This is a genomic window from Pedobacter sp. 22163, assembly GCF_052045595.1.
Taxonomy (GTDB): Bacteria; Bacteroidota; Bacteroidia; order Sphingobacteriales; family Sphingobacteriaceae; genus Pedobacter.
The window spans coordinates 410,210-428,090 of the sequence record NZ_JBQEPM010000001.1 but is presented as its reverse complement, the minus strand read 5'-3'; the positions used below and the strand labels follow the sequence as shown (position 1 = coordinate 428,090).

Sequence of the window (17,881 nt, the reverse complement as noted above, 5' to 3'; positions counted from 1 at the left end):
AAATGAAACTGCCACGATTTATTCACACAAAGAAATGGATAAACCGTGAAGGCTTCATCATCAGAAAAATAATTATATACGGATGAAAAATCTTATAATTTTAGCAGGCCTTTTTACATTGGCTATTACAATGGGCTGCAAAAAACAGCAAACAGATTTCAGGAACTTTTTTGATGGACATGAAATTATCTATACAGGTAGTCCCAAAGAAGTACTGAGCAGGCCCGGAAATCTTCGTGCACAGTTAAAGTGGAAATCGAGTTCCGACCCGAGTATTGTAAAGTATGTGATTTACTATAATAATAAAGTAGATTCTCAGGTAGTAGCGATCAATGGCAAAACAGATAGTGTTTTTGCGACGATACCGAACCTTCAGGAATTTGTTTATTCTTTTACGATATACTCTTATGATAAAAATGGGAACAAATCAATTCCAAAAGAAGTAAATAACGTAAAAGTATTTGGGCCAATTTACAAAAATGGCTTGCTGAACAGGGCTTACAATGCCGCTGAACCTTATGTTGTAAATGCTGACGGATCTGTTAAACTTAATTTTAATGCACCCGATACTATAAATACGGGTACGGTTATTAAATATACCAATGCATCAGGAATCGCTTCAGAACTTACGCTTTTACCTAAAGACAATTCTATTGTTCTTCCGAGCTACAAAACGGGGACTGAAATACAATACCTTTCTTCTTATATTCCGCAGAGAAATTCACTGGACATTTTTGCCGTAGGTGCCTATTCTGTTTTTCCAAGGGTTTATAATTATGTACTTTGCGATCGCTCGCTTTTTAGCGAAGTAAGCCTGCCTAATGATGCGCAGACATACGAATCGGGTACAAGCATCAGTAAACTTTGGGATGGAAGCGTAGGGCCACAGGGTTATCCGAATATCTTTCATAGTGCCGCTAATAGCGGAATGCCTCATGTAATCACATTCGATTTAGGTAAGACATATACCAATTTATCGCGCATTGAAGAAACAGGAAGGGATTGTTGCAATAATCCCGATCGTTTTGAGGTTTGGGGAATAGCCGATTTAACCAATGCCACAACTATTTTATCAGCCAGTAATAATGGCTGGCCAGCTGAAGCAACAAGTAAAGGATGGACCCTTTTAAAAGATGTAACCAGGACGGACGACGGCAAAAATGCAATAACAGCAGAACTGGATAATGCAGGGAAGCCAATTCGTTACATTCGCATTAGGATTAAACATGTAACCACCGGCGACGGTAATTATAGCAATATGAGCGAAATCAGGTTCTGGAATAAACAGTAATCTTTTATATAATTGAAATTTGATTAACTCAGTTGCGTCACCCTGAATTCATTTCAGGGTCTGTCATACAGGATAGATGCTGAAATAAATTCAGCATGACGATCGGGGTAGGCGGAGTCGCTAAAAAGATATGAATAGCGCTTCAAAAAATAATCCAATTAAATTCCAACACAAATGAAACCATGTATATTAAGCAATTAATCACTCTTATTCTATTTTCTTCCTTTTTTAGTATAAGTACCTCTGCCCAGCAGAAACCTTTAATGTTGTGGTACGATAAACCTGCCAAAATTTGGGAGGAAACCCTGCCCTTGGGTAATGGTAAATTGGGCATGACACCAGATGGGGGCATTAACAGGGAGAATATAGTGCTGAATGATATCACTTTATGGAGTGGCGGAAAACAAGATGCCAACAATTACGAAGCCTATAAAAGTTTGCCCAAAATTAGGCAGCTGATATTGGAGGGGAAAAACGATGAAGCACAGGAATTGGTTAACCGCGATTTTGTTTGTAAAGGGCAGGGATCCGGTGGCGCAACCTGGGGCAAATACCAAATATTGGGTAATTTGCAGCTTGATTATGAATATCCTGGTGTTAAAGATGCAAAACCTGAGATTTATAAAAGAACTTTATCGTTGGATAAAGCGTTGGCTACCACCGAATTTATGCTGAACGGTATAAAGTATAAGAGGGAATATTTTTGCAGTTTTGATGATGATGTAAATATCATCCGCCTCACCGCCGATCAACCTAATAAACTCAATTGTAATATTTCGATCAGCAGGCCAGAAAAAGCAACATTAGCTAGCCAGGGTAATGAACTGCTGATGTTTGGTCAACTGGATAATGGCACTGATGGTAAGGGGATGAAATACCTGAGCCGCGTAAGTACCACACTTAAAGACGGTACGGTAACAAGCGAAGGAAACATTCTTAAAATAAAAAATGCAACTGAACTGATTATTTACGTTGCGGCAGAAACCGATTTTAAACATGCAAATTTCGAAGCCAGGGTAAAACAGGCTTTACAAGCGGCTCAAAAGAAAGCTTATCGTTTAGAACTTGCAAATCATAGCGCAAATTTTGCTAAACTTTTTAACCGGTTAAAAATTAATTTAGGTGAAGGCGAAGCCACAAGCTTACCTACAGATGTAAGGTTAGACCGTTTTTATAAAGATTATAAAAATGATGTTTCACTGAGCGCTTTATTTTTCCAGTTTGGTCGGTATTTAAGCATCAGCAGTACAAGAGTTGGGCTTTTACCACCAAACCTTCAGGGTTTATGGGCAAACCAGATCAATACACCCTGGAATGGCGATTACCATTTAGATGTAAACGTACAGATGAACCATTGGGCTATTGAGCCTGGCAACCTTTCGGAGTTAAATCTTCCACTGGCAGAATTGGTAAGAAATTTAACAGGACCAGGTGCAAAAACAGCTAAAGCTTATTACAATGCCGATGGATGGATTGCCCATGTAATTACGAATGTTTGGGGCTTTACTGAGCCTGGCGAAAGTGTCTCATGGGGTGCATCAAATGCAGGTTCTGGCTGGTTGTGCAGTAACCTATGGGATCATTTTGCCTATAGTCGCGATTTAAAATACCTGAAAAGCATTTACCCGATCTTAAAAGGATCAGCTGCATTTTACCAAAGTGCGTTAGTTAAAGATCCAAAAACAGGTTGGTTGGTTACTTCACCATCGGTATCCCCAGAAAATACTTTTTACCTGCCCAATGGAAAAACGGCCAGTATTTCAATGGGACCAACCATCGACAACCAGATTGTAAGAGAACTTTTTAACAATGTAATTACGGCTGCTAAACTCCTTAAAACTGATGCAGCCTTTAGTGCTTCACTACAGGAAAAACTAAAATCTATTCCGCCAGTTGGCCTAATTAGCAAAGATGGCCGTATACAGGAATGGTTAGCAGATTATAAAGAAACCGATCCACAGCATCGCCACATTTCACATTTATATGGGGTATATCCTGCCGGATTAATTACGCCAACTGCTACTCCGGCATTGGCAGAGGCGGCAAAGAAAACACTCGAAGCGAGGGGTGATGACGGACCAAGTTGGTCAATTGCCTATAAACAGTTATTTTGGGCAAGATTGCAGGATGGCAACAGGGCTTTTAAACTGTTTAGAGAGATTTTAAAACCTACATTACGGACCGATATTAATTATGGAGCCGGCGGAGGCGTTTATCCGAACATGTTATCGGCCGGACCACCCTTTCAGATTGATGGTAATTTTGGCGCTACGGCGGCTATTGCAGAAATGCTGATCCAAAGTCATGATGGTTTTATCGAACTGCTCCCCGCAATTCCTGATGCCTGGAAAACTTTTGGTGAAATTAAAGGATTAAAGGCAAGGGGTAATTTTACGGTTGATATGGATTGGAAAGATGGTAAAATTACAAATTATAGAATCGCTTCGGCCGTACCTCAAAAGATAAAGCTAAAAATGAATGGTAAATTAACCGAAATAATGTCGAGCAAATTAAGTAAATAAATGGTTCTTAAATTTTTATTCAGGCATAAGTTATTCTTGATTTTACTGATCCTGCTGTTTTCTGAACGGTCTGCATCAGCGATTATGATCAATTATGGCCGGGCAGGAAAAATAGACTACAACCTTAAAACCGGCACTTTTAGGGTATCAGATGGAGCGGTGCAACTATTATTAAATGGTTTTTCGCAGGCAGCATATCAGAAAAAGATAATCAGTTCTAAAAATTACTCGCAGATTAGCTACACCAAAACAGTTATTATGGATGGTTTTGGGAAGGGTTTTAAACATGTTTTCTTGTTAAAGCAGCATGGTTTACCAACTATGCAACAGGTTTTTTATACCTATGCAGGTAAGAATTATTTTATGATCAGCCTTACTTTGCTAGGCACTGATCTATCCATCAACCATATGGTGCCTATAAATGGAAATTTAATCGATCAGGAAGCTTCGCAAGTACCAACCAGTTTATTTGTTCCTTTTGATAACGATACCTTTATTTCTTACAATGCTGTTCCGTTAAGGGCCAATACAAACAATCCAAGTGCAGAGGTTACGGCTTTATATCACGATCGATCCAGAAAAGGTTTTGTAATTGGCTCGATAGAACATAGCAACTGGAAAACAGGCATCATTACGGCTATGGATGGCGAAAAAAAAATAGATATACAGGCCGTTTGTGGTTATACAGCAGAAAGCATTACCCGCGATAAAATGGAACATGGTTATTTAAAAGGAAATATGATCAGTTCGTCGAAAGTATTTTTCAGTGCATTTGCCGATTGGCGTTCGGGTATGGAAACCTATGCACGAGCAAACCGGATAGCAGAACCGCCTATTATTTTCAAATGGAAAGCCGGAACTCCTGTGGGCTGGAACAGTTGGGGCGTAATGCAAGAGAAAATAACACTCGAAAAAGCCAATCAGGTGGTTGATTTTTTTGCTGATAGCCTAAAAACCTTTAGAAGCGATGGTGTAGCATATATCGATCTCGATTCTTATTGGGATAACCTGCTAAAAGGTGGCCTAACGGGCGACTATTCTAAACTAAAAGCCTTTGCCGATTATGCTAAATCAAAAGGACTAAAACCAGGAATTTATTGGGCACCCTTTGTAGATTGGGGCTTTGCAGGCGGCGGTAACCGCAAGGCGGAAGGAAGCGATTATACATTTGGAGAGATGTGGACCAAAACTGGCTCAGGCTACCATGACATTGATGGTGCAAGGGCATTAGATCCAACCCATCCGGGTACGAAACAACGCATTGTTACCGTAATTGAAAAGTTTAAAGAATGCGGTTTCAAAATGATAAAAATTGATTTTTTAGGTCACGCTGCAATAGAATCCAGTCATTTTTACAATTCAAAGGTTACCACTGGCATGCAGGCTTACAAAGAGGGCATGGAATTTTTGTTAAAACAGTTGGATAATAAAATGTTGGTTTACGCAGCCATATCGCCAAGTTTGGCTTCTGGTCGTTATGTACATGTACGCAGAATTGCCTGCGATGCCTTTAAATCGATAAAAGATACCGAATATACCTTAAACAGTGTAAGCAATGGCTGGTGGCAAACTTATCTTTACGATTATATAGATGCAGACCATGTGGTATTCTCCGATCAATCTGATCAGGAAAATACAGCCAGATTTTTATCAGCGATTGTTACGGGAACCTGCATTACCGGCGATGATTTTTCACGGCAAGGCAAATGGAACAATACAGCAAAGCGTTTATTGAACAATACTGAAATCATTAACGTATTAAAAGATGGAAAGGCATTTGTTCCGGTAGAAGGGAACAGAGGTAAATCAGCTTCACAACTCTTTGTAAAACAGGTAGGAAATGTAAAATACCTGGCCTTATTTAATTATAGCGATGAAGCAAAGCCTTTTATGCTTGACTTTCCTAAAATCGGTTTAAATATCGATGAAGTGTACAGCTATCAAAATTTGATCACTCAAAAAACTGAAAACTTTAAAAATAATCAGGCTTTAAGTGTGGCCGCAAAAGATGCCATTATCTTCAAAATCATACTTAAACAATAAAATAAATCAACTACTACCTATAAACATTACCCGATTAACATTGAAAACACAAATGAATAAGTCAGATCAGATTTCATATTACATCAAGCATGGCGCATTGGCCATTACCATTTCGCTTTTTACCGTTGGCAATGTTAAAGCACAAAGCATTATTCCTATTGAAACCGCACACAATGCATTGGTATTACAGGCCGATGTAAAGAAAGATGTAAACACCATTTTTTTTGGAAAGAAACTCAGTAGTAAACAAGAATATGCGCAGGTTGCCGGGCAATACAAACAAACTGAAGACTACACCGGGCAGCTAAATTCGGTTTATACACCTTCAGGATCGAGAAACCTGGTAGAACCAGCTATTAGCGTTACCCATGCCGATGGCAATAACTCACTCGATCTGAAATACGTTGATCATACCGTAACGGCTATTGATGATAACGTGAGTTTAATAAAGATCAGACTAAAAGATCCCGTTTATAATTTTGAGGTAACCTTATTTTATAAGTCTTTTTATAAACAGGATGTAATAGAACAATGGACGGAGATTAAACACAGTGAGAAAGGTACAGTGGTATTGCATAAATATGCATCGGCCAATCTGCACTTAAAATCACCACGTTTTTGGCTAAACCAATATCATGGCGATTGGGCTAAGGAAATGCAGCCTGAGCAAAGTGAAATTACCCACGGCATTAAAACTTTGGATAGTAAATTAGGAACAAGAGCCAATCTATTTCAACCTTCTGTTTTTATGATCTCTTTAGATAAACCTGCTGAAGAGAACGAGGGCAGTGTTTTGTATGGTACAATGGAATGGAGCGGTAATTTTAAGATCGATCTTGAACTGGATTATCAGGATAACCTCCGCATTATAGCCGGAATGAACAATTATGCTTCGCCATACAGCTTAAAATCAGGTGAAGTTTTTGCAACTCCTGCTTTTTTGTACACTTTTTCTGATCAGGGAAAAGGTGATGCCAGTAGAAAATTGCAAGATTGGGCACGTAATTATAAAATATTAGATGGAAAAGGCAGTAGATTAACCCTTTTGAATAACTGGGAGGCCACTTATTTCGATTTCAATGAGCAAAAATTGGCCGATTTATTAAAAGATACCAAAAAACTGGGTGTCGATTTCTTTCTGCTTGATGATGGTTGGTTCGGAAACAAATATCCACGTAACGATGATCATGCAGGGCTTGGCGATTGGCAGGAAAACAAGAAGAAATTGCCAAACGGAATAGCTTCTTTGGTAAAAGAGGCCGATAATGTAGGAACCAGATTTGGAATTTGGATAGAACCCGAAATGGTTAGCCCTAAAAGCGAACTTTATGAAAAACATCCGGATTGGGTGGTAAAACAACCGAACAGACCTGAATATTATTTTAGAAACCAATTAGAGCTCGATCTAAGTAACCCAAAAGTACAGGATTTTGTTTTTGGTGTGGTAGATGGCCTTTTTACTAAAAATCCTAAATTGGCCTATATTAAATGGGATTGTAATGCGGTAATTTACAATGCATACTCCGCACATTTAAAAAATCAATCTCATTTTTACATCGATTATGTAAGGGGATTGTATAGTGTACTGCAACGCATCCGTGCAAAATATCCAACAGTGCCAATGATGTTATGCTCTGGTGGAGGTGGAAGGGTAGATTATGCTGCCTTACAGTATTTTACAGAGTTTTGGCCTAGTGATAATACCGACCCCCTAGAGCGCATATTTATGCAATGGGAATACTCTTATTTTTATCCGGCCATCAGCAGCTCTAACCATGTAACCGATTGGGGAAAACAGCCAATAAAATTCCGTACCGATGTAGCCATGATGGGCAAACTGGGTTTTGATATTGTAGTGAGTAAATTACCTGAAAAAGAGCTTCAGTTCTGTCAAGAGGCTATTAAAAACTATAACGATGTAAAACAGACGATCTGGCAAGGTGAACAATACCGTTTGGCTAATCCACGTGCGGGCAGCATAGCATCGATGTTATATGTAAATGCGCAAAAAACAGAAGGCGTAATTTTTAATTACCTGGTCAATTATCGCTATGGTGAAAACAGTAAATATCCGATTAAATTGAACGGTTTAGATGCAATAAAGAAATACCATATTAAAGAAATCAACCTTTATCCAGGTACAAAATCATCAATAGATGCTACTAAAACCTATACCGGCGATTTCTTGATGAAAGTAGGCTTTAATCCTATTCTTAATACCACCAGAACCAGTGTGGTGTTAAAGCTGGAGGAGGCGAAGTAATAAAATTCGTCATTTCGACCGCAATGGAGAAATTTATTGAATGTTTTTAATGGTTTCTCCATTTTTTTACCTCAAAGAGCGCAAAGATGAGATTAATTAATATACATCCATCATCCTGAACTTGTTTCAGGATCTATTTGGGATAAAGACCCTGAAATAAATTCAGGGTGACGACTCTAGTGGGACGCTTCGTGGAATTAATCAATAGAAAGGGCCCTTAGGCTACGCTACCATTGACAGAGTCCAGAGAAAGCTCGTCGTCTCGACCGAAGCAACGCGGAGTGAAGATATCTTCGAACTATTTTATAGACAAAGTTTAAAGATTTCTCCATTTCGCTACCGATGGAAAATCGGTAAGCTTCATCTGATAGCTATCGGATCGAAATGACGATATTCTCTCTTAAATTCTCCTGTCATTTATATTGATTTTATAAAATAAATTACCCTTCAGGGTGACAAATCAAGGGGAGGAGAATCGACTCAAGACTCAAGACCACCGTTCATCACTTCCCGCGGACTTTTCCCAAACTGTTTTTTAAATTCCCTGCTAAAATATTTTGGATCGTTAAAACCGACCTGATAAGCCACTTCATAAATGGTAAACCTATTTTGTTTAAACAGCTCCATCGCTTTCTTTAAACGGATCGATTTAACAAAATCATTTACAGAAAGATTGGTGAGTTTCCTGATTTTTTTATACAGAATAGGCCTGCTCATACCCACCATCGAAGCCAGCTCAGATACTCCAAAATCTTCATCGGCGATATGTTCATCAATGTATTTTAAGAGTTTTAGCATAAAAGCTTCATCAATGGCATTAATGGTGAGCTCTTTCGGCTGTAAATGGATGTGTTTCAGGAATTTTTGACGCATTACCTGTCTCGATATCAGTAAATTACGAACGTTAAGTAAAAGCAGCTCCGGACTAAAAGGCTTGGTGATATAGGCATCGGCGCCGGTTTCCAAACCACTCACCTGGTGGATATGAGAAGAGCGGGCTGTAAGGATAATAACCGGGATGTGGCTGGTCCTTTCATCTTGCTTAAGTCTGCGGCAAAGTTCTATACCATCCATTATCGGCATCATAATGTCACAAATAATCAGATCAGGCAGTGTTTCAACAGCCGTTTCCCAACCCATTAATCCATTTTCACTTTCAGCAATCTGGTAGTTGTTGCCCACTAAAGAGGTAATTAATGATCTGATTTCGCTATTGTCTTCCACCACCAATATGGTTTCGGTTGAAATAGCAGTTTCTTTTTCGGGTTTTAAAATTGTTATCCCTTGTTCTGCTTGTTGCGTGTAGATATCAGGATGGTTTGGATAATCTTTTACGCCATCAAAAAGAGCCGTTTTAAAATGCGATTTTCCTTTCTTTAACCTTACGGTGAAATTTGTGAAACCACGTTCACCATTTTCAGCAGGTGTACTTTCTACGGCAATATGCCCTTTATGTTGCTCTACAATTGCTTTAGAAAGTGCAAGGCCGATACCTGAACCAATGTGGCTCTGCTGCTCGTCTACCTGAAAATAATCGCTGAACAGTTTTTTTAAACTTTCAGCAGGTATACCTAATCCATTATCAGAAATGCTAATGGCTACTTCATTATCCATTTCCAATAGAGAAACAGAAATTTTGCCACCTTTATCGCAGAATTTAAAGGCATTAGATAACAGGTTGAACAATACTTTTTCGAGCTGGCGTTTATCAAAAAACAAACTAATGTTTTCCTGCTCGTGTACAAACTCATACTGTATACCATTGGTTTGAGCAAGATGAGAGAAGGAGATGAAAATTTCGTTAGTAAAATCGACAATATTATCTTCTGTAACATGCAGGGTGAGATGCCCGGTTTCAGCTTTCCTGAAATCCATTAATTCGGTAATAAGCCGCATTAACCTGTTTGCATTATTTTTTATCGGAATAATCTGTCGATTTAGCTCATTATCAGTTTGATATTGCTTGGAAAGATTTTCTAAAGGGCCAAGAATTAAGGTAAGTGGTGTTCTGATTTCGTGTGCCACGTAGGTGAAGAAATTCAGTTTCATTTTCTGGATGTCTTCTGTGCGTTTAAGCAGCGCACGCACAAAAAGGTAACGTATAATTAAAAACAGCAGGCCCGAGAAGAAAGCCATATAAATAAGATAGGCCCACCAGGTAGCCCAAAAGGGTGGAAGCACCGTTATTTTAAGTGTTGCAGCTTTACCGCCAGGATTTCCATCATTATTATTTCCTGTTACCATAAAGGTATAATTGCCAGCAGGAAGATCGCTATAGGTAACACTGGGTACATCGGTTTTTACCCAATCTTTGCTATGGCCCTTAAGGATATAACGGTAAGTGTTTTTTTCTGGTTTAATGTAGTTTAGTAAAGCAAAACCGATGCTGAAATTGTTGTTACTGTGTTTAAAGGTAATTTGTTTGGTGCTTTTGATATCTTCCTTTAACAATCCATCTGGTGCATTTACCGCTACGGTTTGATCGAATAGTTTGAGTTCGGTAAAGGTGATTGGTGCAATATTCCTATTAATATCAATCTGGCTGGGATAAAAGGCTGTTAAACCATCGTAACCGCCAAAAAATAACTCACCACGGCCATCTTTTAAAAACGATCTGATATTAAAATCGTTACCTGCAAGCCCGTCGCTTTTAGTGTAGTTAATGAATTTTCCCGTTTTAGAAACTAATTTTGATAGCCCTTTATCGGTACTGATCCACAAGTTACTTTCCTCATCCTCAATTATTCCCAATACATTACCATTTGGCAGGCCATCTTTTTCGCTGTAGTTCTTGAATTTTCCGCTTTTATTATCGAAAATGCTCAAGCCTCCAAAAGAAGTTCCAACACAAATATTTCCATTTCGTATTTGAACAATGCAATTAATATGACCTGAATTTAAACTGCTTGTACTGTTTTTTTTATGATAATAGGCAGTAATTCTTTTAATGGATGGGTTGTAAGCATATAATCCGGCCATCGTTCCAATCCATAAATTTTTGGCTTTATCTTCAAAAATCACCTGAATGTATTTATTTCTCAGGTATTTCTCTAAAGGACTTTTAACCGTTGCATCAGCATATTTGTCATTTATTTTCTTCAATGTCGATAATCCATCTCTTGAGCCTACCCAAACCGTCCCATCACTACCTTCGGTTATCGCAATAACTTCATCGCCTCCAGGAGTGTTTTTCGTATCTTTAACATTGACTATTTTTTTGAAATTATGACCTAAAGGGTTAAATAAGTATAACCCACCGCGATGTGTGCCCACCAATAATTGACCTGTTTTATCAAGACAGAGTGTTTTGATTAGGTTCGAATTGAGCCCATTGTTGTTATTTGGTTCCGATTTATAGTAGGTAAAGGTGTTATTGCTCCTGTTTACATAATTTAAGCCGCCACCTTCGGTACCCACCCAGAGGTTATGGTATCGATCTTCGGCCATGGCACTTACAATGTTGCTGCTCAAACCTTGCTGTTTCTTCGAATTTCTAAAAACGGTAAATGGCGTTGCAGACGGGTAAACAACATTTGCCCCTTTGTAATAAGTACCCAAATAAACGGAGCCGTTAAGATCTTGAAAAATGCTGTGGATAGAATTCTGGCTCAAGCCACTTGTTTGCTCTGGGTCGTAACGGTAATTACTAAATTTCCGTGTATTTGGATCGAGGATACTTAATCCTTCCTGTGTACCGATCCAAATATTACCCGCTTTGTCGCAGGTAAGTTTTCTAATGTCATTATTAACAATCGAATTTTGATCTGTAGCACTGGTTTGGTATCGTTTAAAGGTTTTATGTTCGTAATCGAATAGGTTTAAGCCGTTGTAGGTACCTAACCAAAGCCGCTTTTGTTTATCGATTACAATACTTTTTACAGCATTAGAACTGATGCTGTTCTTGTTATTGGGGCTGTGCCTAAAAATCTCAAAGTAATATTTGCCTTTAACCTGGTAAATACGTACCAAGCCATTATAAGTACCTACCCAAAGGTTCTGTTTATCATCTTTAAAAATCGAGAAAATACAATTGAGTCTGGATTTATAATTGGGTTTTTCGAAAAGGAACTTCTTGAAAATCTGCTTTTCGGCATTTATAAGCAGGTTGAGGCCATTATCAGTACCTACCCAGATATTTTTTTGGGGATCTTCATATAAACATTCTACCGAATCGCAGCTAAAGGAATTTGCAGAACTCCGTTTATTGATGCGATAAAAGTGATCGGTTTTTTCATTGTAAATATTCAGTCCGTTTTCTGTACCTACCCATAATCTTCCCTTACTGTCACTCAATAGGGTGTTAACCACATTCTCCGAAATACTGTTGGGGTTATCTGAACTATTAGTGTAAACTTTAAAACGATAGCCATCATAGCGGTTTAACCCATGTCTGGTACCCATCCAAATAAACTGGTTTTTGTCTTGCGCAATGGCCATCACCGAATTTTGCGACAAACCATTTTCCATCCTGAGGTGGTTAAAAATAAGATGCTTCTGGGCGCACAAAGAGGTGCAAATAAAAAGCATTGACAAAAACCATAAAGCGTTTAAACGCAGATTCATAAAATTAAGCTAGTTTTTTGGCCATCTTATGGTTAGTAGAAGAACAGCCCTTGATGTATTTCCTTTAAATATAGCGCGAACTTATCAAAATATTAAAGGATTACAGTTTTTCTACCCTTTCATTTACAATTTTCGACCTTTTTGAATGAATAATACGCCAGTTTTGATTTAACAAAGTTGAGCAAACTATTCCACAATAACCAGTGGCACAAACTATTGATTAAATAAACTGACCAAACCAAAGGAAATGAAGAAAGCTAACCGAACAAACTAAACTATAGTCTATTCACGACTTTAAATTGACTAACCCAAATCAACTAATCAAAAAGATAACCAAAACAATGAAATTTAACCCAAACCAAGGGGGTACTATGCCGGTTTGCATATGTCCGCTGTTTCCGTTTACCATTTACAGCAATCGAATCAAAACTTCTGATGGCTATGCGAAGGCATAAATCCAATCTATTACACTAATAAATTAAATGTGAGTTGCTGCTTACAAATAATGAGGCATGCAGAAATAATTCTGGCTGTTAGGGCCAGATGAATAAAACCTACACTCAGCATTGGATTAGGCGCTTTCTGCATAACTAAAATTATAAACAAAATAAATTATTTTAAATGAAAGGAACTTATACTTCGATTATAAGACGGATGATACTGTTTGCAGTGCTATTATTTTTGGCAAACAGTGTTGATGTATTGGCATTCCCAAACCTTACAAATGCTTTAAAGAGCAAGAGATTTCAGGTACCGGCATCGGCCAAAAAAAACAATAAACAAATTCCCAACGATTCACTATCGAATTTGAGAGATTCTTTGAGAACCAAACTCAGGAATTCTGTAGCAGTAAATTTGCCAGTCAATGATGTTCCGGTTTTATTTGGAACGCAGAAAAATGTAAAAAGAATTCAATCTTCGGCTACCATAAGTGGAGAAGAACTGAAGAGTTTTCCTACGCCACAGGTGGGCTTAATGTTGTATGGGAAACTGCCAGGTTTATACGTAGTTCAAAATAATTTCCAGTTAGGTTCTGATGAACCTGCTATATCGTTAAGGGGAAGAACGCCATTAGTGGTAATTGATGGGGTACCACGCTCGTATCTAAGTATCGACCCCGAACAAATAGAAAGTATTTCAGTAATAAAGGATGCACTGGGAACTGCACTATATGGCATGAAGGCTGCCGATGGTATGTTGCTGATTACTACCAAACGAGGTGCAAATATGCCTAAGCAAATTACCTTTACCAGTCAGTATGGTATTCAGCAACAAATTGAACGCCCTGAATTTTTGGATGCTTTTAATTATGCCACCTTATTTAACGAGGCCCTGGCGAACGACGGGCGGCAGCCCATTTATACTGCAGCCGATTTGGATAAGTATAAAAATGGCACGAATCCGTTTACACACCCAAATGTAAACTGGACTGACGAAATTTTAAAAGCTACGGCACCTGTAAGCAGGCAAAACCTCAACTTGAGAGGTGGAAGCAATAAGGTTAGGTATTTTGTAGATCTCGACTACCTGAGCCAAAGTGGTTTTTTAGTTACCGATCCTTCCATCAATACTTATGAAACGAATAATAGTTTCAAACGGTATTCTTTCAGAAGTAACATAGATGTTGATTTAACAAAGAGTACAACGCTCAGTTTAAGCTTGTTTGGAAGAATAAGAAACAGCAATCAACCAGGGTCTACAGTGGCCAGTATTTACAGCACATTGTTAACTACGCCTAATAATGCCTATCCGAAATTTAACGAAAATGGCTCGCTTGGTGGAAACACAGAGTTTCAGAATAACCTGTATGGTATGTCCATAAAATCAGGGTACAGGCCATCGGTAAATAGAAATTTAGGGGCAGATATATCGTTAATGCAAAAGCTTGATACCTTTTTGCCTGGATTGTATGCTAGTGGCGCAATATCTTTCAATTCCTACTATAACGAGAATATCAATAGGAGTAAATCCTTTGCCGTGTATTCGCCGGTAGTAAACCCTGCCACCAACCAAACCAGCTATAAAACAATAGGTGGCGATGGTACCCAATCTAATAGTTCTTCTCCCACAGATTTAAACCAGCAGGTATTTTCCCGTTTCGATTTGGGTTATGATAAAACAATAAATAAAAATACTTTTAAAGCCCAATTGTTATTTATCAGAGACAGTTACGTTTTGGGTGGCGCTTTATCGCAGGTTAACCAATCGCTGGGTGGAAGGTTTAATTACGATTACGATAATAAGTATTTAGTGGAATTGGCCACTTCCTACATGGGGTACGACCGATATAAAGCCGGAGAACAGTGGGGCTTCTTTCCTTCAGTTGGTTTAGGCTGGAACATCGCCAATGAAAGTTTTTTTGCCAATTTGAAAAACACCATTAATTCGTTAAAACTGAGAACTTCTTATGGTTTAACAGCTACAAATGCCGCTGCAGGTTATTTCCAATACCTTCAAAACTTTGATAATGGCGATACCTTTTATAGCAGAAATCCGCTAACAACTTCAAATACCAAAGATGAAGGACCGCTAGCTAACCCAAATATTACCTGGGAGAAAGCAAAGAAATTTAATATCGGCCTCGATGCTTCAATATTAAAGGATAAAATATGGTTTACCGCCGACTATTATAAGAACAGTTACTATGATCTGTTGCAAAGCAGAAGAACAAATGCAAGTGCTGTAATCGGGGCTGTTTTACCGTCTGAGAATATTGGTAAAAACCAATATTCGGGTGTTGAGCTGGCACTTGGATATCAAAATCAAATAAACAGCTTTAAATATTTTATTTCTGCAAACGGCTCGTGGAGTGCAAGCAAAGTGATTTTTAACGACGAACCTTCTAGAAAAAATGCTTACGAATACAGAACCGGACAGCCTGTAGGGCAAAATTTTGGTTATATAGCAGATGGTTTTTATCACAACACTGCCGAGATTAACAACGGGCCAAAGGTTGACGGCTACCTCCCGGTTCCCGGCGATTTAAAATATAAAGATTTAAATAACGACGGTATCATAAACACTTATGATATGACCGCAATTGGTAGTACCAAGCCTGTTTTCTTTTACGGTGTAACCGGAGGGATAAATTATAAAGGATTAGACCTTTCATTCACCTTAAATGGTACAGCTAACAGAAATGTGTATTTCAACTTTATCAATTTTGCTTCGACCGGTGCAGCCGGTGGATATGGACAAGCTTTGGAAAGCAGCTTATTAAGGTGGACACCTGCTACCGCTTCCCAGGCAAAATATCCACGTTTAAGCGTTGGGAATAACCCAAATAATAGCCAGATTTCTTCTTTCTGGGTTAAAAACGGCAGTTATTTAAGATTAAGGAATGTAGAAATAGGTTATAGTTTACCCGGTAACCTGATTAAATCAATCGGTTTCACCAATATCAGGGTGTTTGCCAATGGCCTTAACCTATTAACCGCTACAACCTTAGATGGGGTAGATCCGGAAGTGTTGATTGGAAATGTACCCAATCAGCGGATATTCAATTTTGGTGTTAACCTTCAGTTTTAAATCTTGATTATGAATAATTATAAAAAATACTTCGCTATAATCTGCCTGTTATTTGCATTTGGCTGTTCGAAAAAATTTGAGGGAGAGCCCTTGGACCGTATAACCGGCGACTTAATTTTTGATCCTCTCGATAAGAATGCTGATTATGCAAAACAATTTTTAAACGGGACCTATTTGTTGTTGCCAGATTGGTACAACAGGATAGATGGTAGCTTTTTAGATGCTGGGACAGACGATGCAGTACCATCAAGAATAGGGACCCAGGCAGAATTTTACCGTGCCGGTAGAATATCATCCACAAGCCTTCCTGATGATGTTTGGAGCAAGAATTATATGGGGATCAGAAGAGCCAATCTCTTCTTAAGCAAAGTAGATGTAGTACCCACTACTGCAGTTTTAAAAACTCAGTTTAAAGCTGAAGCAAGATTTTTGAGGGCATACTTTTATTTCGAACTGGTTAAGCGCTGGGGCGGTGTGCCTCTAATTGGCGATAAGGTATTTACCATTAATGATGATATAAATATTCCTAGAAATACGCTCGACGAATGTTATGCTTATATCGTAGCTGAGCTGGATGCCATAAAAAGTTCATTACTGCCTTATGCCATTAGCGATGGAGATTGGGGTAGGGCGAATATCGGAGCCGCGATGGCACTAAAATCGAGAGTGTTGTTATATGCCGCCAGCCCCTTAAGCAACCCGACAAATAATATTCAGAAATGGACGCTAGCCGCACAGGCAGCAGCCGATGTTAAAGCATTGGGTTATACCCTGGTAACCGATTGGATTGCCAATTTTAATGCGACCAAAAACACCGAGTTTATTTTTATTAAACAGAACGCTTTAAATACAAATATCGAAATCAACAACGGTCCGATTGGATATTTGCAGGGTGTTGGCTTAACCAGCCCGTCGCAAAACCTGGTCGATGCATTTTTAATGCTTGATGGAAAAGCAATTTTCGATGCTGGATCAACTTATGATCCAAACAACCCATACGTAAACAGAGACCCGAGGCTAACAGCTACCATTATGCACAATGGCAAAAATTGGCTGGGAAGACCCATTGAAACATTTGAAGGTGGCCAGGATAGGCCAGGAGGAAATAGAACACAGACCAGAACCGGGTATTACCTGAGGAAATTCATGGGCAAATTTGAAACTTCTACTACCTACACCAATCAGGCCCATCACGTAATACTACTAAGGTATGCTGAAATTTTATTAAACCATGCCGAAGCGCTAAACGAATCGGGCGGAGCAGTTACCGATATCGTTAACAATTTGGTTTTAATCAGGAAAAGAGCAGGAATTCTTCCTGGATCAAATAATCTTTACGGCTTATCGCTTACGCTTAGTAAAGATGAATTGCGTAAAATAATTCAGAATGAACGCCGTATAGAACTGGCTTTTGAGGAGCACAGAACCTGGGATCTGAGAAGGTGGAAGCTGGCCGAAACTGAATTAAACAAACCAGTTAGAGGGGTGCAGGTTATCAAAAACGGAACAGCCTTCTCCTATACTTATTTCAATGTCGCAAATGCTGTTTTCGATACTAAGATGTATTGGTACCCCATACCACAGGCCGAAATATTAGCCAATAACAAAATGGTTCAAAACCCGGGATGGTCTAACTAATAAGGGCATAAATTTAAATAATGGATCATGCAG

General features: G+C 38.7%; 7 protein-coding genes. 6 read left to right on the top strand and 1 reads right to left on the bottom strand.

Going from position 1 to position 17,881, the window contains the following annotated elements; all coding sequences use genetic code 11:
* Positions 1 to 82: 82 nt before the first annotated feature.
* The 4 genes from ACTJKN_RS01820 to ACTJKN_RS01805 all read left to right on the top strand — a co-directional run bounded on the left by ACTJKN_RS01820 (position 83) and on the right by ACTJKN_RS01805 (position 8,119).
* Positions 83 to 1,291: a DUF4998 domain-containing protein gene (locus ACTJKN_RS01820; RefSeq protein WP_440822148.1), complete on the top strand. Its 1,209-nt coding sequence runs from the start codon at positions 83 to 85 to the stop codon at positions 1,289 to 1,291.
* Positions 1,292 to 1,473: 182 nt separating this feature from the next.
* Positions 1,474 to 3,813, top strand: a complete 2,340-nt coding sequence (locus ACTJKN_RS01815) for a glycoside hydrolase family 95 protein (RefSeq protein WP_440822147.1) — start codon at positions 1,474 to 1,476, stop codon at positions 3,811 to 3,813.
* Positions 3,814 to 5,856 carry an alpha-galactosidase gene (locus ACTJKN_RS01810; RefSeq protein ID WP_440822145.1) on the top strand — a complete coding sequence of 681 codons (2,043 nt, stop codon included), beginning with the start codon at positions 3,814 to 3,816 and terminating at the stop codon, positions 5,854 to 5,856.
* Between the two features lie 52 nt (positions 5,857 to 5,908).
* Complete coding sequence (locus tag ACTJKN_RS01805; protein WP_440822142.1) at positions 5,909 to 8,119, top strand: alpha-galactosidase; 2,211 nt, start codon at positions 5,909 to 5,911, stop codon at positions 8,117 to 8,119.
* A gap of 480 nt (positions 8,120 to 8,599) precedes the next feature.
* On the opposite strand, the gene ACTJKN_RS01800 is transcribed toward ACTJKN_RS01805, so the two are convergent.
* Positions 8,600 to 12,586, bottom strand: a complete 3,987-nt coding sequence (locus ACTJKN_RS01800) for a hybrid sensor histidine kinase/response regulator transcription factor (protein ID WP_440822140.1) — start codon at positions 12,584 to 12,586, stop codon at positions 8,600 to 8,602.
* A gap of 717 nt (positions 12,587 to 13,303) precedes the next feature.
* Here ACTJKN_RS01800 and ACTJKN_RS01795 point away from each other — a divergent pair.
* Entirely contained in the window at positions 13,304 to 16,210 is a 2,907-nt protein-coding gene (locus ACTJKN_RS01795) for a SusC/RagA family TonB-linked outer membrane protein (RefSeq protein WP_440822139.1), read from the top strand.
* Positions 16,211 to 16,219: 9 nt separating this feature from the next.
* Positions 16,220 to 17,848, top strand: a complete 1,629-nt coding sequence (locus ACTJKN_RS01790; RefSeq protein ID WP_440822137.1) for a RagB/SusD family nutrient uptake outer membrane protein — start codon at positions 16,220 to 16,222, stop codon at positions 17,846 to 17,848.
* Positions 17,849 to 17,881: the final 33 nt, after the last annotated feature.

Bases quoted from the DNA above. Each gene is read 5' to 3' on its own strand.
- ACTJKN_RS01820 (WP_440822148.1), top strand. From the start codon at position 83: ATGAAAAATCTTATAATTTTAGCAGGCCTTTTTACATTGGCTATTACA.
- ACTJKN_RS01790 (WP_440822137.1), top strand. From the start codon at position 16,220: ATGAATAATTATAAAAAATACTTCGCTATAATCTGCCTGTTATTTGCA.
- ACTJKN_RS01805 (WP_440822142.1), top strand. From the start codon at position 5,909: ATGAATAAGTCAGATCAGATTTCATATTACATCAAGCATGGCGCATTG.
- ACTJKN_RS01800 (WP_440822140.1), bottom strand. From the start codon at position 12,586: ATGGAAAATGGTTTGTCGCAAAATTCGGTGATGGCCATTGCGCAAGAC.
- ACTJKN_RS01815 (WP_440822147.1), top strand. From the start codon at position 1,474: ATGTATATTAAGCAATTAATCACTCTTATTCTATTTTCTTCCTTTTTT.
- ACTJKN_RS01810 (WP_440822145.1), top strand. From the start codon at position 3,814: ATGGTTCTTAAATTTTTATTCAGGCATAAGTTATTCTTGATTTTACTG.
- ACTJKN_RS01795 (WP_440822139.1), top strand. From the start codon at position 13,304: ATGAAAGGAACTTATACTTCGATTATAAGACGGATGATACTGTTTGCA.